At 48.5% G+C, this 18,360-nt stretch carries 16 protein-coding genes and 1 pseudogene; 13 read left to right on the forward strand and 4 right to left on the reverse strand.

Features of this window, described 5'->3' with window-relative positions; genetic code table 11:
* Window positions 1-34 precede the first annotated feature (34 nt).
* Window positions 35-1,273, reverse strand: a complete 1,239-nt coding sequence (locus OGV65_RS04625; protein WP_012291449.1) for an IS110 family RNA-guided transposase — start codon at window positions 1,271-1,273, stop codon at window positions 35-37.
* A 281-nt stretch (window positions 1,274-1,554) separates the two neighbouring features.
* Between OGV65_RS04625 and OGV65_RS04630 the strand changes: the two are divergent.
* Window positions 1,555-2,157: pseudogene (locus OGV65_RS04630) on the forward strand (site-specific integrase).
* Between the two features lie 249 nt (window positions 2,158-2,406).
* Here OGV65_RS04630 and OGV65_RS04635 read toward each other — a convergent pair.
* A complete protein-coding gene (locus OGV65_RS04635) occupies window positions 2,407-3,279 on the reverse strand; it encodes a LysR family transcriptional regulator (RefSeq protein WP_279265730.1) in 873 nt (290 codons plus the stop codon).
* A gap of 108 nt (window positions 3,280-3,387) precedes the next feature.
* Here OGV65_RS04635 and OGV65_RS04640 point away from each other — a divergent pair, with 108 nt between their 5' ends.
* The 7 genes from OGV65_RS04640 to OGV65_RS04670 all read left to right on the forward strand — a co-directional run bounded on the left by OGV65_RS04640 (window position 3,388) and on the right by OGV65_RS04670 (window position 11,093).
* The gene (locus tag OGV65_RS04640) at window positions 3,388-4,578 is read left to right on the forward strand and encodes an MFS transporter (RefSeq protein ID WP_141875238.1); all 1,191 of its coding nucleotides are present in this window, start codon (window positions 3,388-3,390) and stop codon (window positions 4,576-4,578) included.
* Window positions 4,575-6,437 carry an FAD/NAD(P)-binding protein gene (locus tag OGV65_RS04645; RefSeq protein WP_200080002.1) on the forward strand — a complete coding sequence of 621 codons (1,863 nt, stop codon included), beginning with the start codon at window positions 4,575-4,577 and terminating at the stop codon, window positions 6,435-6,437. The genes OGV65_RS04640 and OGV65_RS04645 overlap by 4 nt, the downstream gene beginning before the upstream one ends.
* Window positions 6,427-7,767 (forward strand): hypothetical protein, encoded by a 1,341-nt coding sequence (locus tag OGV65_RS04650; RefSeq protein ID WP_047417697.1) that lies wholly within the window; start codon window positions 6,427-6,429, stop codon window positions 7,765-7,767. Before OGV65_RS04645 ends, OGV65_RS04650 begins: the two co-directional genes overlap by 11 nt.
* Window positions 7,768-7,781: 14 nt before the next feature.
* Complete coding sequence (locus tag OGV65_RS04655; RefSeq protein ID WP_114683069.1) at window positions 7,782-7,985, forward strand: tautomerase family protein; 204 nt, start codon at window positions 7,782-7,784, stop codon at window positions 7,983-7,985.
* Window positions 7,986-8,131: 146 nt separating this feature from the next.
* Window positions 8,132-8,761 carry a 2OG-Fe dioxygenase family protein gene (locus OGV65_RS04660; RefSeq protein ID WP_286454659.1) on the forward strand — a complete coding sequence of 210 codons (630 nt, stop codon included), beginning with the start codon at window positions 8,132-8,134 and terminating at the stop codon, window positions 8,759-8,761.
* An 8-nt stretch (window positions 8,762-8,769) separates the two neighbouring features.
* The gene (locus OGV65_RS04665) at window positions 8,770-10,002 is read left to right on the forward strand and encodes an ATP-grasp domain-containing protein (protein WP_279265728.1); all 1,233 of its coding nucleotides are present in this window, start codon (window positions 8,770-8,772) and stop codon (window positions 10,000-10,002) included.
* Between the two features lie 35 nt (window positions 10,003-10,037).
* Complete coding sequence (locus OGV65_RS04670; RefSeq protein ID WP_286454660.1) at window positions 10,038-11,093, forward strand: AbrB family transcriptional regulator; 1,056 nt, start codon at window positions 10,038-10,040, stop codon at window positions 11,091-11,093.
* A gap of 777 nt (window positions 11,094-11,870) precedes the next feature.
* Here the strand turns inward: OGV65_RS04670 and OGV65_RS04675 are convergent.
* Window positions 11,871-12,866 (reverse strand): 2-dehydro-3-deoxygalactonokinase, encoded by a 996-nt coding sequence (locus OGV65_RS04675; RefSeq protein ID WP_286454661.1) that lies wholly within the window; start codon window positions 12,864-12,866, stop codon window positions 11,871-11,873.
* A 29-nt stretch (window positions 12,867-12,895) separates the two neighbouring features.
* Window positions 12,896-14,050, reverse strand: a complete 1,155-nt coding sequence (locus OGV65_RS04680; RefSeq protein ID WP_279265726.1) for an iron-containing alcohol dehydrogenase — start codon at window positions 14,048-14,050, stop codon at window positions 12,896-12,898.
* Between the two features lie 291 nt (window positions 14,051-14,341).
* Between OGV65_RS04680 and OGV65_RS04685 the strand changes: the two genes are divergently transcribed.
* The 5 genes from OGV65_RS04685 to OGV65_RS04705 are packed head-to-tail and all read left to right on the forward strand — an operon-like array spanning window position 14,342 to window position 18,359.
* Window positions 14,342-15,142 (forward strand): IclR family transcriptional regulator, encoded by an 801-nt coding sequence (locus tag OGV65_RS04685; RefSeq protein WP_016153306.1) that lies wholly within the window; start codon window positions 14,342-14,344, stop codon window positions 15,140-15,142.
* Between the two features lies 1 nt (window position 15,143).
* Window positions 15,144-16,094 (forward strand): 2-dehydro-3-deoxygalactonokinase, encoded by a 951-nt coding sequence (locus OGV65_RS04690; RefSeq protein WP_286454662.1) that lies wholly within the window; start codon window positions 15,144-15,146, stop codon window positions 16,092-16,094.
* A gap of 42 nt (window positions 16,095-16,136) precedes the next feature.
* Window positions 16,137-16,772 (forward strand): 2-dehydro-3-deoxy-6-phosphogalactonate aldolase, encoded by a 636-nt coding sequence (locus OGV65_RS04695; protein ID WP_279265724.1) that lies wholly within the window; start codon window positions 16,137-16,139, stop codon window positions 16,770-16,772.
* Between the two features lie 22 nt (window positions 16,773-16,794).
* Window positions 16,795-17,769 (forward strand): Bug family tripartite tricarboxylate transporter substrate binding protein, encoded by a 975-nt coding sequence (locus OGV65_RS04700; protein ID WP_279265723.1) that lies wholly within the window; start codon window positions 16,795-16,797, stop codon window positions 17,767-17,769.
* Window positions 17,770-17,822: 53 nt separating this feature from the next.
* Window positions 17,823-18,359: a tripartite tricarboxylate transporter TctB family protein gene (locus OGV65_RS04705; protein WP_279265722.1), complete on the forward strand. Its 537-nt coding sequence runs from the start codon at window positions 17,823-17,825 to the stop codon at window positions 18,357-18,359.
* Window position 18,360: the final 1 nt, after the last annotated feature.

Below are 18,360 nucleotides of genomic sequence, written 5' to 3' on the forward strand. Positions count from 1 at the left end.
CCGCTTCACGCCCTGAGACATTCGACAAGCTTTTTTATGGCTTCAGTAAGGGCGACTTTCGCGCTTCCAGTGCCAGCAAATACTTCGCTTCATCGTACTGGGTCTTGGTCTTCCAGCAGCGGTAAATGATCCTTATCCATTTGAAGGCCAGAGCCCGGATTGCAGACTGGTGAGATTTTCCTTTTTCTCGCAGTCCCCGATAATAAAGTCTGGCCCAGTATGATGAGTTAACCGTCTTGGCAGCCCATTCAACAAAGGTTTGCCGGACGAACTTGGCACACTGCCATCGCCAGTGAACCCAGGATTTCTGGCCACTTCGTTCTGTCACCGGTGCAATACCTGCGTAGTTTTGAATTTCTTCAGCGCTGTTAAACCGGTCACGGTTATCACCAAGTGCAGCAAGCATTCGTGGTCCCAAACACGGCCCCATGCCCGGAAGTGATTTGAACAGCCCCGAATCTGGCAATGTGTCAAACAGCGTTTCGATTCGTTCGTCATAGGTTTTGATGATTTCACTCACGACTTTAATTTGTGTCGCCAGTGCTGTTGCCATCAAAGCATTAGCCTCTATAACACTCGGGTCTGTCGTCAACGGAATGGCGTTATCAATACTCACAACACGCTGCTCGGTAAGGGCCATTGCGCGGCCACCTTTGGCATTGAGAAAGTTGCGGATCGTGTCTCGCCTGGCTCGTTTTAGTTGTTGCAGACTGGGCCATCGCATAATCAGTTCACACAATAGCAAGCTACCCCGATGTGAGAACCACTCCAGGGGCTGAGGATAATACTGTTTGAGTGTGTTGATTAGCCGGTTCACAAAACGGCGCTTATCTTCAACCAACTGACGACGCTGCTCAACCAGTTGCTGGAGTAACCGGATATCGGCATTGTCGGGTTCAATGGCTTTTATCTTTTGGGGATAACGCAGCATTAACTCTAATGCCAGCTCGGCATCCTGCGGGTCATCTTTAGCACCGCTGGGCGAGAAGGCTTGCCGGTAACGAGCCAGAGACAAAGCGTGGACGGGGAAAACGGTGATAAATGGATATTTCTGAAGAGCATACACCACGGGACCTTTCTTCAGCTCAACGGCGATAGCGATCCTGCCTTTTACCTTCTGGTGTAACTCGGTAAGCCAGACATCAAGCGCTTCCGGCGTATGTTCAATCACATGGAATGTGCGTTCACCGTTTTTAAACTGAACACAGACATCGTGCTTTTTATCTGCCCAGTCCAGACCAACGTGCGCAGCAAATTGATTAGTCTCAGTCATCACCAACTCCTTTTTATCGGGGATTGGTATGCATTCCACGCTCTTCGAAAGAAATATAGCCAGCAGTTATCTGCATGCCCTGAGTATTCGTTAGCGAACGTGGAGCACCTACTGGCTCGAAAGAAAAGCGGCGATCATCGCATGATTCTCGCTCAATATTCGTAACCAGTAAGCGCATACCCTGAATCACTTCAAAGTGTAATTCTCAGGGTGCGAATGACTATACCTCGCTCATAAGGGACAACCATACTCAAATCTCCAACATTGCAGGAGATTTGAGTATGAACATGTCACCGTGGAACAAAGACCGTATCATAGGCCAAAAAAGACCACTTCAGATATCTCATATCTGGGGGATCCGAATCCGGCTTGAACTGGAAGGTAAAACGCGTGATTTAGCTCTGTTCAACATGGCCTTAGACAGTAAGCTACGAGGCTGTGATCTGGTGAACCTCAAAGTATCTGATGTTGCATATGGTAGCTCGGTTTCAAGCAGAGCTACGGTGCTGCAACAGAAAACCGGTAGCCCTGTGCAATTTGAGATAACCAAAGGGACAAGATAAGCTGTTGCTGCATTGATAAAGCTTGGCAATTTGCACAGTAAAGACTTCTTGTTTCGGTCTCGGATCGGAACTAACCGGCACATATCAACCCGGCAATACAGCCGAATTTTTCATGGGTGGGTAGAAAAGCTTGGTCTCGAAGCTTCGCTTTACAGCACACACTCCATGAGAAGAACAAAACCTTACCTGATCTACAAGAAAACCAAGAATCTTCGGGTGATCCAACTTCTGTTGGGCCATAGGAAACTGGAAAGCACAGTCCGTTATCTGGGCATTGAAGTCGATGATACGTTAGAGATCTCTGAATCGATTGAAGTCTAAGGTTGTCAGGGCTGCAACAGCAGCCCTGCGCCAATGGCAGACTGGCAACGAACGAATCAGAGAGCAGATGCCGTTCTTACTACAAAACAGTGGTCAAATTTCTTGACCAATCCCAGGAAAGAAATCTTCAGCAACTCTATTAAATTGCATTAGTCAATCCTGAAACTGAAAGCCTGCATCGATAATAGATCCATATAGAGTATTTACCAGCCCAAAAGCCCTAACGGCACAATATGGTTGTGGAATACCTCAGTGGGATGAAACAAAGGAAACAAAGCAATTCAATACCCGGCTAACCTCACGATTTTTAAGCCATATCATCATAGTATTGACATTACCAATGTGAGGAGTAATAGAGTGGCACCGTATGGGGAAGCTCGTTTCATACTGTTTGACGACGCTCGCAGGCAATAATGCAATGCCCATTCCGGCACTTACGCAACCAAGTATTGCCTGAAAAGAACCAAACTCCAGCGGGTCGTCATAATCGACATTTTGTAGCCGCAACCATTGCCCAAGCCGGGAACGATAATTACATCCTTTCACAAAGACGAGCGGCCTTGTCACCTCCAGATCGGCTCCCGTCACGACATCACCATGCTCTGCGGCCGTAACCAGAACCAGGGTTTCCTGACACAGCACCTGCGTTTGTAGCCTTGAATTGTCTACGTGCAACGCCTTGTGGTCAGCGACGAAGGCAATTTCAAGTTCACTATTCTGGATCTGACGAACTAACACATCTGTCGGTGACGTTTTTAAGTTTAATTCTACGGAGGGCATTTCACGGTGGAAGTTTGCCAGCAAAGCAGGAAGTCGGACGGCGGCAGTGGTTTCCATTGCGCCAATGCGCAGAGGGCCAGCCACTTTCGTTCCCTGCATAGACAACTCGGCTTCGTCTAAAAGCGCGAGGATTTTGTTAGCGTAACGCAGAAGCAGTTCACCTTCAGGGGTGATGTGAAGACGATTCTTCTCGCGAACAAACAACGAAACATCCAGGCTGGACTCCAGTTGCTTGAGCCGCGTCGTGACGTTTGAAGAAACGCAGTGCAGATTACGGGCTGCTGCGGTGATAGAGCCGGTTTCCGCGACGGTTTTAAACAAATTTAATGAGGTACTGTTCATCGTGTCTGTCACTCAAAGTGAAGGTTTTCGTCATTTTTATTAACTTTTTATTATCATTTCTTTATGTAACATAACAATCAAATCTGATTGACATATTGAGCCTGAAAAATGGATCTTGATCACAATGTTATTGGCCATCGCCAGTTGAGCACGGCTGTCTTCGGTATGATTGTTTTAACGCTGGGGATGGGAATTGGTCGGTTTTTATATACTCCGATGCTGCCGGTCATGTTGCATGAAGGCATTTTTAATTTTTCGCAATTATCGTTAATCGCAAGCGCGAATTACGCCGGATACCTGGTTGGCAGCCTCCTGTTCTCGTTTGGTATTTTTGGTGGCCTGAAGAATATCAAAACGATGTTAATTTGTGCTGCATTAGTCACCGGCCTGCTTATTTTTGCGATGGCAGTAGTCACGCACCCTGATATAGTAATTGTTATTCGATTTATCGCCGGTGTTGCCAGCGCAGGCATGATGATATTCGGGTCGATGCTTATGCTACAGCATACCCATAATCCGTTTGTCATTGCTTCTTTGTTTGCCGGCGTCGGGGTGGGTATTTTTATAGGCAATGAATATGTTATAGCCGGTATCGCATATGCATTAAATGCAAAGCTACTATGGATCGGCGCGTCAATCATTTCAGCTGTACTCTTCATCGCGCTGATTATCTTGCTGCCTGCAAATAAACACGTTCTACCTCCTCAGAAAAAAGCTTCGTCATCCGAGCCGAACATCCAGTGGTGGAATTTAGCATTGTTATATGGACTGGCAGGCTTCGGTTATATCATTGTAGCTACTTATCTCCCTTTAATGGCCCGGGGAGTGGGTAATGAATTTCTGGCCAACCATATCTGGTCTATTGTTGGCCTTGCCGTTATCCCAGGATGCTATGGTTGGTTATGGGCTGCACGCAAGTGGAGCATATTGTCCTGCCTGAGTGTTAACTTAATTGTGCAGGCGAGCTGCGTTGTGATGGCCTCGTTTATCCATTCCCCGCTTTTATTGACCTTGAGTTGTATTGGCTTTGGTGCAACTTTCATGGGAACCAGTTCTCTCGTTATGCCACTCGCGAAAAAGATTTCTGCACCACAGAAAATTAATCTTCTGGGTCTGGTGACGTTAACATATGGCATTGGGCAAATTGCCGGGCCATTAATCGTGAGTGCGTTTCAGAACAATAAAAACGGGATGACTATTTCAATATTATCTGGCGCTTGTGCGTTATTTATCGCAGCAGGGATTAGCTATGTTCAACACAGCAAAGTTAAATACTCTCAAAGTTGGAGCAAAGAATGAGAAAGACAACCGTTGCTATTATAGGAATGGGGCCTCGGGGGCTTAGTATTCTGGAAAGGATTTGTGCTCAGCATGCACAACGTAAACAGAATGAACATATTAATATTGTTATCGTTGATAAAAATGCGATGGGTGTAGGTGCGCACAGTTTATCGCAGCCCGACCATTTATTGGTTAACACCGTTGCTTGCCAGATAACATTATTTGGTGATGCGACGGTAAAAAATGCCGGATCTTTCCGTTCAGGGCCATGTTTTCATCAGTGGGCTAATGAGCAGGGCTATAAAAATGTTGATGACCGTTATTTAAAAGACGTGGCTGGCAAACCAATTGACGCCAACGATTATTTACCTCGTCGATTATTAGGTGAATACTTAAATTGGTTTTATCACGAAATTATCAAAAGTTTGCCTGACAATATCTCGGTTACACAGATAAATCAGCAGGCCAACAACATTCTGATTCAGGACGATGCGAAGTCTATTATTGTCTTGGAAGACAGTCAGCGTGTGGTGGCCGATTACGTCTATTTAACCACTGGTCACAGCGACAACGCCAAAACGTTTGACGATCATCTTGTTGAACGATTTATTGCCAATAATTATAAGAAAAATGAACGCCTGGACTACTATTCGACTCCTTATCCAATAAATAATTTGAATAAAATAACAGCGGAATCAAATGTGATTGTTCAGGGTATTGGTCTGACTGCCTATGATGTCATTTCGCAACTCACTATCGGCAGGGGTGGAAAATTTAGCCGGGAAGAGGGTGAGCTTCGCTATCATCCTTCCGGAAAAGAACCGGGTATTTTTATCTATTCACGTAAGGCTCTACCTTTTAGCAGTCGCGGCGCGAATCAAAAAGGCGTTTCTGGGCAGTACTCCCCACGCTTCTTAACGGCAATGGCTATCAGAGAATTGCGGTTGAAAAATGTGTTTGAGAAAGGATCTTCAAAAATCGATTTTCTTGAACAAGTTTTCCCCTTACTGCATAAAGAAATGTGTTATGCCTATCGTTCAACCCTAAATGGGCAGTGGTTAGATGCTGGCTCTTATGAACCGAGCGCTGAAGACATCGCGGTAATTGACAGTGTACTTTATCCACATCAATCGCAGGAACATCTGAGTTTAAAGGATTATACTCAATGGTTTATGTATTTCCTGCGTAAAGATCTCCAGGAGTCTGAGGAGGGCAATGTCCATGGCCCGATCAAAGCGGCGACAGACATTATTCGTGATGTCAGGGATATTTTACGAGAAGCGATTGATAATTCAGGGCTTGAATCGCGGTCACATCAGTATTTCCTTGAGCATTTTAATCCTATTTTTAACCGCATTGCCGTTGGCCCGCCGAAGTTAAGAAATGAACAACTATTAGCATTAATGGAAGCGAATGTGGTGAGTCTGGCCGGTGGTAAAGATTCAAGGTTAGTATTGAACGACTGCGAAGGAAAATTCGAAGTTCACTCACCTTTTAAAGAAGAGAGTACTGAGATTCAGGCTGATGTTTTAATCAAGGCGAAAATTGCCAGTTTTTCGCCACTACAGGACGCTTCACCGTTAATCAGAAATATGACAGCCAATGGTATTGTTCGTCCATTTATGAATGAGGGGTATCACCCGGGTGGGCTGGATATCGATCAATGCCAGCATCCTATTAATCGCATGGGGGAAGCGCAGACGGCTTTTTGGGTGCTGGGCAATCCTGCGGAAGGCGCGAATTTTTACACCTACGTCCTGCCACGTCCGCTGGTTAATTCAAGATTCCTGGTTGATGCAGGCCGTTGTGTCGCAGATATGTATCATCAAATGATGGTGCGGCAGGCACAGCCAGAGGTAGCGATAAATGCAGACTGAGCAAATCCAGGCCCGTGGCAAGGCGTGGCAATCATTGCAACCTGCGTTAGCGATAACATCATTGCTGGTATTTCTGTTCGCTTGTGCGTTGACGGATAAACATGCGGCGATGTCGGCTATTGCGGGAGTTACCGCCGTGCTCTACTTCGCATCGACATTTGCTTTCTGGTCAAAAAAATCATCCGCCAGAAGTGGTGTGATTATTTTTCTCTGCTCGATGATGTTTCTTCTTGCTACAAACAACCTGAAAGGCATTGTGCTCCCTGCAATTTTTTCGCGATATTTTGATGTGATTTTACTGCTTGTTGGTATTGCCTTATTACGACAAGTCATGGCCTCTCTTAATTTTACAGCTGTTCTGGGAGGATATTTTTCGCGTAGAAAAACATCGAACATGACTTTTGGGGTTACGTTATTGACGGCGTTCTTAACATGGCCAATGAGTCTGGGGGCAATATCATTGCTGCTCGATGGCCTCAAGTCAGTTATTGGGCCAAGATTCAACCTGGCAAAGATTATTACGCGCACCGTATGCATTACGATGGTACTGATGCCAACCACCATCGGCGCTGCTGCCGTTTGGGCGGCAATGCCTGACGTACCGCATCTTAAGGCGATGCTGGTGGGTATCCCTCTCTTTTTATTCAGTATCTTGTTCAACCAAAGCGCAAAAGTGACGGTAATCGCTGAAAACGAGACGGTGACACCCAGCCGTGATGGGATGCGGTATATCCTGCTATGTGTAGGTCTGTTCTGGGGAGTATTCATTTTTTCATTAACGGTACTGAATCTTAATTCACTGCAAAGTATTGCCTTTACAGCAGTCGTGCTCTTTGTTGTCGATCATCTGGTTAAAAAGGATAAACCCTGGGCTGAGCAATTAACTGAATCTGCACAGAATATATCCGGTGAGGTATTGTTGCTTTTAAGCTGTAGTGTGTTGACCTCAGTTTGTTGGCTGCTTTTTTCCCATGTACCTGAGGGTATCACTGCTTATGTTGGCGGGCTGACAACGTTGCAGATCTACGCGATTATTTTGTTCATCGTACCGCTTTTTGGTTTATTAGGTATCCATCCACTGATTATCTTTAGTATCGCATGGTCGATATTTTCTGATTATCTTACGGGGGGGATGGTTGATTATCAGATATGGATTTGCTTATTTATTGCAACTCAGCTTATTTCTCCCGTATCGATCAATGCTATTTTCGCCGCAAACAGTCTGAATGTATCACCCAGTAACACCAGTTTTAAAATGCACTACGGTTATGTTCTATCGTTTAATCTCTTTGCACTTGTTTATCTTGGTGCAATGTCAAAAATTATCTAATAAAAGGAGTTCATATGCCCTACGTAAATATTAAAATTACTAATGAAGGTGCTACCGATCAGCAAAAGAAAAAATTAATGGAGGGAGTGACACAACTATTGGTTGATGTCCTGAATAAAAACCCCAGCACAACCATCGTGGTCATTGATGAAGTGGAGACTGATAACTGGGGAATTGGTGGCGTGCCAGTGACGGAGTTACGTAAAAAAAACAAGTAGAGTGATTTAAAAAGTAAGGAGCCTGCCTCCTTACTTTTGCCCATAGATTATCAGTATAAAAGAGTCTGCAATATTATTTATTGTTGGATATGCATTTCATATCTTATAAGTAGACTGCTCAAACTACCGTATTAAGGACGTTATCTATGCACGCCTATCATCATATTCGACTGGGGAAGATTTCAGCGAAAGTCAAAAATAGTTTTGATGAATTACTACCCGATCCATGGCTTAAGGCTGAAGATGGTATTTTTCGGTTCAGAAGTTACATGCAGGCCAGGGCCGGACGTGAAAAGTATTTTGATCTGTGCGCAGTGGGTGAGTTTTTTCAAGCGGAAAAACTGAACAATTACGCTGGCGGTATTGCAAGAAAATACCCAGAAATAAAACAAGTCGTTGCTGAAGAAGTGATGAATCTGGTGTTTCGTAAGCTTTTGCCATTGCTTCCAGACACGACTTACAATATTGGCATTCATCAAATAAGAATAACGACAGATGACCGAAGGCCTGGATATCCCGCTCCAGAGGGTATTCATAAAGATGGTTTTAAGTATATTGCAATCTATTGCAGCGAAATTGAGAATGTGACTGGTGGAGAAACCACGCTTATTCCTAATCATGATGGGGGCAATGATGCCTCTACGTTCAAACTGCATGCGGGCGATGCAGTAATATTCAATGATGTGAATTATCAGCATTATACCGCGGCAGTGGTTCCTTTGTTGCCAGGAAAAGGTTATCGGGATGTATTTGTCATTACATTTGATATTGAATGAGAAAAACAATGAATATCTTGCTGTGTCCACCAAAAATTATTTTTCAGCACTCACGTGAAGAGTGGCAGTCATTGCAATCAGTGGCCCCGGTTCTGATTGCAACGTGCGCAAGCCAGATCGATAATATTCTTGATCATATGGGGGCAGGTTTTTCTTTCCTTTTTTATGAAAACTTTAATGATAATCCCTTCGTGGAAATGGATATTTACCACTACGCCCAGGACAATAAAGCAACGCGTATCTTTTACCTCGCCGAAATCGATGTTCTGAGGGCCGCGCGAATCAGCGATCGTCTGGGTTTGACACACGACCGTGAAAAAAAGGCCATGTTCTTCCGTGATAAATTTATGATGAAATCGCTTGTTCAGTCTCATCAGTTACCGGTTCCTGCTATGGCACGCGTCGACAGTGCGACTGCGATGGCGCGATTCATTGCCGAACAGGGATATCCCTGCGTCATCAAACCTAATGATGGGCGTGGATCACAGGGCGTGGTGGTTCTTAAAAATGAAGGCCAGCTTTATAAATATCTGGCGCAGGTTAAGCCGCCAGAGTATCACAATCTGCTCATTGAAAAATTTATCGAAGGCGAAGCTTATCAAATTAATGCGTTGTATTTAAAAGGAAAGGCGATATTTGTTTCTGCATCTCGTGCAACCGTCTCCTGCCTGGATTTTCTATCCGGGAAAACATTAGGTCTGGTTATGGAAGATGACACGCCGCTGCATCGTAAACTGATTGCCTACACCAAATATCTTGCTGAAGAGGTTTTTCCAACGGAAGAAAACGCATTGCTTCACCTTGAAGTTTTTGTTGATAAAGATAACAACATTATTTTTGGCGAGCTTGCTTGCCGATTAGGTGGCTGCTTTGTCAATGAAGAATTAGGGGCCGCTTTTGGCCTTGATCCTCGAATGACCTGGCTTAAAGCCAGTTTATGCGAAATCTATCCGCAGGATTTATCGCAAAGACAACCCGTTTTACGGGTTGGCCAATTAAATGTGCCGCCTGCACAGGGCACGCTCCTCTCTATTGCGGAAAAATGTCCATTGCCTTTTGTGGTTAAATATCGGGCAACAGGTGTCGTCGGCCGCCAATATGACGCGATGAAATTAACAAATGGCGAGATCGTGAGTGCTATTGTTCAAGCGGAGTCCAGCCGGGAAATACACGAACGTCTTGATGCATTGACCCAATGGGTTGCTGAAAATACCCTTTGGGTTAACGAAACCGTTCACTGAGTATTTAACACTCCCGGTAGCCAGGAGAAAGGTGTATGAAATTATTGTTAGGTTTTGCTCTTTGTATCCTGGCTGGGTTGGGTTTTACCTATTGCAACGTTCCGTTAGGTATGATGTTTGGCCCCCTTATTACCGTGCTGGTGTTAAAACGTACCGGTCTTTCTGTGCCAGTACTGCCGGGCAGCCTGACGGTGATTCAACTCTCTCTTGGTACGTCAATTGGTCTTTTATTTCGCGATTTTTCTTTTGGGGCGCAAGGAAATATCGCATTTTTACTGGTGTTGTTATTAGTATGCTTATCCCTGCAATTCACCGCATGCTACTTGTGGTGTATTCACCGATTACGCTGGAGTAAGGAAGAGGCGTTATTGGGCGCCGTTCCGGGGGCAATGGCAGCGGTATTAGCGCTAGCGTCCCATGTTAAAACGCCGCCGCAAAAAATTATCATTTCGCACTCGCTACGGCTCATCACATTGACCTTATTTGCCGGATATATTACCGGCGGTGCGCAAACCCATATGGCCATGCCGCCTGTATTGTTTGCAACGACTAATGTGCTCTGGCTATTGGGTATTGTCTTTGCGGGCTATGTGTTGGGCAAATGCCTTGAACGCTTCCACTTTCCTGCGCCCTTTATGATCACGCCGTTGCTTTGTGCAGCACTCCTGCACCCTTTGTCATCTCAGACTGTGTTTTTTCCCGATATTTTCAATCAGTTCAGTATGATCCTGATGGGCATATTACTGGGGCATCATTTTATTGCGTTTACGTTGACTGCATTTTTGCGTCATCTTTGGTCTTCAATACAGCTCATTGCTATTGGACTGGGTGTGACGGTCATGATGGCATTTACAGCGGCGCATCTTCTGGATTATCCATTTTATGTATTGATGCTCTCCTGGGTTCCCGGGAGCGTGGAATCAATGTCCTTTGCGGCACTGGCGCTTAACGCGAATGCGAGTTTTGTGATGGCAAGCCATATTATACGCATGTTGCTCATCCAAACGATCCCTGCAATAGTTATCTACCGCAAAAGAGAGATTATAGAAGGTAATAGCGCTAAAACCAGTAAGCCGACGAGGCCGCTGTAGGGGGTTATGACCTCAGTTATGAGCATAACGTTCGTTGCGAATTTTATACAGCTCATCATGAACAGCCCGTAGGTGGACAGGGAGATCATTCCGCTGGAGAACGCAAGTGCCATTGCTTTTGGCGAACAAACGTGCGTAGCTGACCAAAAAAGCGGTTGTTAACATCTCCTGTTCCATCATCGATTCAGTAGTGATTTCAAACTTGGTCGTACGAAGCCGACGATAAATGTAACTAAGGCTTGTTGTAGTAGGTATTACCTTTATAAGTCTAAATAAAATTTGTTGCCTCATGAGGTTTCATTGAATCTCATGAGCATCACAAAAACCTATAAAATCCACGCAATTGCGTGGATTTTTCGTTTCAGAGAGTTTGCATCTGTCTCGTAACGAGACAGTCAAAAATGAGTACATGAATGAGTACAACATTCTGCCATCTTCATTTTTAGTGGGTACGATAACGGTATAATAAACAAACAAGGCCCCGTTAGGTTCACTGATACGCACTGCCAAGCCTAAAGAAAAACTCTATCGTCTCAATGACTTCAACTCGCTGAGCAGGCTGATGAACTGACCATCCTCCAGAAGGCCGCGACATACTTCGCGAAGCGCCTGAATGGCCTGCGGCCTGAGGATGACCTGGATGTGCCTGCAGGCTTGAGGAAATTGCCCAATAAAATCATTGTTATCTCTTACACATCCGGTCCTTATGTGCTGTATGCGAAACAGTGAAAAACCACAAAGCCCCGCGTTGCCTGCGAGGCTTTGTTATCTGGTGCGTTACGTCATCTGACGGGCAATATGCCCTGCCCCTTTGATCGCCAGCTGGGCGATCTCGTCTTTATCACAGATAAAATGGACCGGGTTCTCAAGTCCATATCGGCTGCGCCATAAAGAACGATACATTTCGCAGCGCTGCCGCTTGCCTGTCAGCACAATGTCGCCTTGCAGAGAAAAGCCTAAACGCTCGGCCTCATCAAAAAGTTTCATGTCATCCGCCGCCAGCGCCGCCTGACAAAAAAATGTTCTTTCGACTGCGGTGCACGGCAACGAGAACTCGATAAAACGCGTAAACAGCAGCGTGCGCAGAAGGCCCGCATGATGCACGCTATCACAGGCATATTGCAGGATGTCCGCCGAGAAAAAATCGTCATCCTCTTCTTCCAGCATACTGGCGCCAATAAACGTCTCTTTTTTCACCGCCGCATAAACCTGCCCGCTCAGACTGGTAATACTGCCGGCGATTCTTCCCTGCGCGTCAATGTGGATAAGCTTGGTTGTTGAACCCAGTTCGATCATCGTCAGCGGCAGGTTCCTGTAAAGCGACGTCATCAGCCCCACGGCCTGAGTCTCTTCGCCGCGCATCAGGTCGATATCCCGCAGGCTGGACCAGCTACGATCCGCCTGCGCATTTTTGATACCAGGGACAAAACGGATCTCCAAATCCAGAGGCAGTATTGCGGGATCTTTAACCTTCACCACCCGGGAGACAAGCTGCTCAAGGCTCACCGGAGCGGTGATATGCGGTATCTCCAGCAGCCCGAGGTTAGAGGTGATCATTCCCGAGGCAATCGCAAAACGCACATCACCAGTCGTCAATTGGTTAGCGCGCAGCAGTTCACTTATCCCTGCGGCAATGGCGTCTCTGAAATCCCCCTGAGAACGGGCCTTCCCGGAATTAACGCCAACAGCGAGGAGATGTTCAGCAACGATCTCCTCTTCGCGTAACAAATAGAGCCGGGTCTGGGTTGAACCGCTGTCGATGATAATAATCATAAGCTTGCTCCTGAGGCGGTGACGTGGGTTTAGAGGCTTTGCTGATAAATGGCGCGAATCTCATCGGCGTCAGGCACGCGGGGATTATTCGCAAGCACGACACGCATCGTGGTAGTGGCATTGCCAATAAACCAGTCGAAATGTTCCTCTTTAACGCCCAGAGAGCTGAGCGACGGCAGCATATTGACGTAGCCCAGCAGCGAACGCACCGCATCAATACTGCTTCTCGCCGCTTCTTCTTCGGTCATATTGAGGGTATTCACGCCAAGCGCTTTGGCGATAGCGGCGAATTTTTGCGGCGCGCTTTGCCAGGTGAATTCCATAAAGGCCATGTAAATGGCGGCAATGCCTTCGGCATGTACGACATCAAGCAACCCGCCCATCGGGTGCTGCAACGCATGGGGCAATGTCGTCCCGGCACAATCAATCGCCATACCCGCCAGCGAACTGGCAAAAGTGACTTTTTCCCACGCCTCAATATTGGTGACATCGTCATAAACCTGCGGTAAATATTTGCCAATCAGCTCAAGCGCCTGTAATGAAAGCATTTCACTCATCGGATGGGCATTTTTCGAAATAAATGACTCCAGTGCATGAAACAGAACATCTGCCCCCGGACCGGCAATAACGCGCCGGGGTAACGTCAGCATTAATAAAGGATCAATAATTGCCGCCTTCGGATAAATCAGCGGGTTCACCAGCCCTTTTTTGTCATTGGTTTGTGGATTCGTAAATACCGCCGTTTTATTCGCTTCGCTGCCCGTGCCTGCGGTAGTCGGAATTAACACTACCGGTAGCGCCGAATCAGCCGGAGTTTGTCCAAATACATAGTCCCAAATTCCTCCGCTATTACAGGCCATAAAGGCAATGCCTTTTGCCATATCCATCGCGCTTCCCCCGCCAATGCCGACAATCACATCGCATTGCTGTTCACGGGCGAACGCAGCCCCTTCATCGACAAGAGTAGAAAGCGGGTTCTGCATGAAACGGTCAAAACAGACGGACGTCACGCCCGCCTGCGTCAATACATCAACCAACGCCGCCAGCTGCCCCGTGGGCTTCGCACTATCTGAAGCAATAATCAGCGCCTTTTTGCCGTATTGCGCGGTAATTGTTCCCGCCTGTGCCAGTTTCCCCTGGCCAAAATAGAAATTAACCGGATTAACGAAATTAAATCCTGACATAATTTTTCCCTTATGGTGTGAATTCACGATGAAGTTAATGCGGCGCGCGATGCCCATTAATAATCAGCCATTCGCCTGAACGAGAAGCTACTCAATACGCATCACCGACAGTCCAAAATATATATTTCACCCTGAACCTCAATTGTGATTACTATCGCTTTATTCAGCCTAATAATCCCTATATATGAAACACGAGTTTATAATGTGGTATTGTGTGAGCGAATTCATATTTCCAGTTAATTGACTATGGAAATATACCGCCATCAAATAAGCGACCTGGCGGAAATTATCATGACCTCCTCTCCTTCGACTGTGAACGGTGTACAAACGTTACTGCGCGGACTGGCTGCCATCGAAGCGGTTGCCGCAGGACATCATGATTTACGCGCAATCAGTCAGCACATTTCCGCACCGCGCAGTACAACACATCGTCTGATCAGCGCCCTGGTCGCTCAACGATATTTGCGACAAATTTCCAGCCGGGGCTATTTTCTCGGGCCAAGACTGATTGAGCTGGGCGGCGCATCGCTTGCCGGTTATCCGCTACGCATCGCCGCCCGCCCGCTGCTCGAAGCGCTGGCTCAGCTCACTCAGGACACCGTCCATCTCGGTATTCGCGAGCAAGGCGACGTGTTGTATATCGATAAAATTCCCGGTACCCGCGGGCTGGAGATGCGCTCGCGCGTTGGGCACCGTATGCCGCTGTTTTCGACTGGCATTGGCAAAGCGCTGATGCTCGGCGCGACGATGGCGGAATGGCAGCACTTTTATCGACTGCATAATCCCGGCGCGGACGCCGGTTCCTTTATTCGCAGCATGCACCATTACGCTGAGCGCGGTTACACCCTGGATCTGGAAGAGAACGAGCTCGCCATCCGCTGCGTGGCGGCACCGATTCGGGATGCCGGAAATCATGTTGTCGCCGCTATTTCTGTCGCCAGCATCGCCCCCTACATGCCGGATGAACGCATGCAGGAGCTCAGCGGCATCGTAAAACGTTACGCTGAGGACATTTCCGCAGAGCTGGGCTGGGTGGCACATCGAACCTCTCTGATTTATCCCTTCGTCTCTACGCATGCAAAAGGATCCTGATATGACTGCATTGATCGCCCTGGATTGGGGAACCAGCGCGCTACGCGCCTACCGCTTAGCCGCAAACGGTACCGTGACTGCACGGCGGGAACTTCCCCACGGCATCATGAAATTACCCGACGCGCCCAATCGGCTGATGAGCTTTCGTCTGGCCTTCGACCTGGCCTGCGCAGACTGGCTGGCAGCCGATCCCGCCTGTCCGGTTATTGCCAGCGGCATGATTGGCAGCGCCCAGGGCTGGCAGCCCGCGCCCTATTTGCCTGCGCCCTGCGATGCTCGTCAGTTGGCGGAGCAGTTAACCCGCGTCGATGTCGATGACCAGCGCTGCTTCTATATCATTCCAGGCGTTCAGCAAACGAACCTTTTGCCGGAAGTGATGCGTGGAGAAGAAACCCAGGTGTTCGGCGCAATCGCGGGTGATGAACGCCTGCGTGATGTTCAGGCCAGCGGCAGAGAATCGCTGATTGCCCTGCCCGGTACACATTCAAAATGGGTGAGCGTCACGCAGGAGAAAATTGACCGCCTGCGTACGTTTATGTCGGGGGAACTTTACGATGTGCTGCGCCACCATTCGATACTGGGGCTGACGATGCGGACCCCTGAAGCTCCTGACTGGCAGGCTTTTGCTGAAGGCATCCGCGTCGCCCGTCAGCAGCCAGGCAATTTGCTCGGCTCTCTCTTTTCGGTGCGTACCCAGCTCCTTTGTCAGCAGCTATCGCCGCAACAACAGCCGGACTATCTCTCTGGTCTCCTGCTGGGCAATGAGCTTGCCATCGCGCTGGATGGGATCTCCGCCGATACCGACATCACCTTAATTGGTTCGCAGCCGTTGTGTCAGCGCTACCAGCGCGCCATGGCGATTTTTGAATGCCGCAATCCGGTGTATATCGCTCCCGGTGCGGCGGAACAGGGAATGTGGCAGGTAGCGCGTTACGCCAGTCTTGTGGCCTGATTTCCCGTTGACCTTTTTCTCGACCAACACCAGGAACTGACTATGGATTTTATCACCACGCTACGTCAAACCGGTCTGATTGCCATTCTGCGCGGTATACCGCCCGAACAGGTTGAAGCCGTCGGAGCCGCCCTGTATGAACAGGGATTCCGCATCATCGAAGTCCCGCTTAATTCGCCTGAACCCTTGCTGAGTATTTCACGTCTGCGTCGTATTTTACCTTCGGACTGTTGGGTGGGCGCTGGAACGGTGATGACCGTGACTCAGCTGCATGACGTGGCGCAAAGTGGCGGCCAGCTGATTATCTCTCCCCATACCGATCCGGTATTAATTGAAGAGACAAAGCGCGCGGGATTGATAAGCCTCCCCGGGGCGGCGACGCCAGGCGAGGCTTTCAGCGCGCTGGCGAAGGGAGCGGATGCGGTGAAACAGTTTCCCGCTGAAGCGATCCCTCCCGTCGTGGTGAAAGCGTGGCGCGCCGTGATCCCCGCGACGATCCCGCTGCTGCCCGTTGGTGGAATCACGCCGCAGGCAATATCCGACTATCGCGCCGCCGGAGCCAGTGGATTCGGCCTTGGCGGCGCGCTTTACCAACCAGGTATGACAGCAGAGCAAGTGGCCTGTCGCGCCGCTGACTTCGTGACCGCCTGGAGAACGTCCTCGCCCCTTAATACATAAAAAGAACCAAACGGAGTTGACTATGAAAATTCAAAAATTTACCTCTGGATTATTAACCTCGCTGTTAGCCGCCAGTTCATTACTGCTGGCAAGCCCGACTCAGGCGGCAGATTATCCTACGCGCCAGATAGAGCTGATCGTCCCCTTCGCCGCTGGCGGCGGCACCGATCTGGTGGCGCGCGCATTTGCTGAAGCCTCTAAACCGCACTTTCCGGTCGGCGTTGGCGTCATTAATAAGCCTGGCGGAGGCGGCGCAATTGGTTTTAGCGAGCTTGCTGCGTCGCGCCCTAACGGCTACAAGCTGGCGATGGGCACCGCCGAACTGACTATCCTGCCCTCTCTGGGAATGGTGAAGTTCAAAACGGAGGACTTTACTCCACTGGGTCTGTTCAATATGGAACCCAGCGCCGTGACCGTTAAAATCGACGCACCATGGAATACGCTGGAAGAGTTCCTCGCCTGGGCGAAAGAGAATCCGGGCCAGGTCAGGGTTGGCAACTCAGGAACGGGCGCAATCTGGCACCTGGCAGCCGCGTCGCTGGAAGATAAAACCGGTGTGACCTTCAACCACGTTCCTTTCGATGGCGCGACGCCAGCCGTCACCGCGCTTTTAGGCGGGCACATTGAAGCCGTCACGGTGAGCACTGCGGAAGTCCTCAATCAGGTTGAGGATGGCAAGCTGAAAACACTGGCCGTAATGAGCACTCAACGTGACGCCAACATGCCTGACGTCCCCACGCTTCAGGAAAAAAACATCGATCTGTCGATCGGCGCATGGCGTGGGCTGGTTATCTCCAGCAAAACCCCGCTAAACGTGATCGATTTTCTGACCACCGCTATCGCCGCCACTGCCGATGAACCCTCTTTCAAGGAAGCGTTAGCCAAAATGCGCCTCAACTATGTCTGGCTCGATCGTGCTGAATTCCAGGCATTGCTTGAAGAGCAGCAGCGCGATTTCTCCGTCACCATCGAAAAACTGGGCCTCGGTCAAAAATAACGGTGACGTCCGGCCAGCCCCCTCTGGCCGGATAGTCCTCATGGGAGTCGTTTATGGTTGAAAATCCGTTAACTCCGACAACGCCGCCAGCGTCTACGGCAGAACGACAATGCTACATTTTGGTCGCTCTGCTGCTGTGTCTGATCGCCGTAGTGGTGCTGGCGATTGCCAAAAGCTTTCCTGCAACGTCCATTTCTACGGATATCGGGGCGGGCGCATTTCCTTCGGTTTATAGCTGGTTGCTGATTATTCTCTCGTTGATCTTAATTGCTGGTCAGTTTTCTGGTACCACGCTACGCCGGCTGATGGTTCTACCCACTCGCCCCACTCAGGGGTTTGGACGCTGGACGGGGCCGTTTTGTACCGTCGTCACCTGCGTGGTATACCTCTACGCCATGCAGCTTTTTGGCTACCTGGCCGCAACGGTACTTTTTATGATGCTGATTATGAAAATCTCCGGTATCCAACGCTGGTGGGTTAATGGGCTGCTGGCCATCGTGCTCTCCATTACGCTGTATATCCTCTTTTCGCTGGCGCTTAACGTTCCGCTGCCGGAAAGCAGCCTCCTGGAATCGCTGACTCTGGAGTAAT

Origin of the sequence: Citrobacter sp. Cb004, from assembly GCF_030337065.1 — a bacterium.
GTDB lineage: Bacteria > Pseudomonadota > Gammaproteobacteria > Enterobacterales > Enterobacteriaceae > Citrobacter > Citrobacter braakii.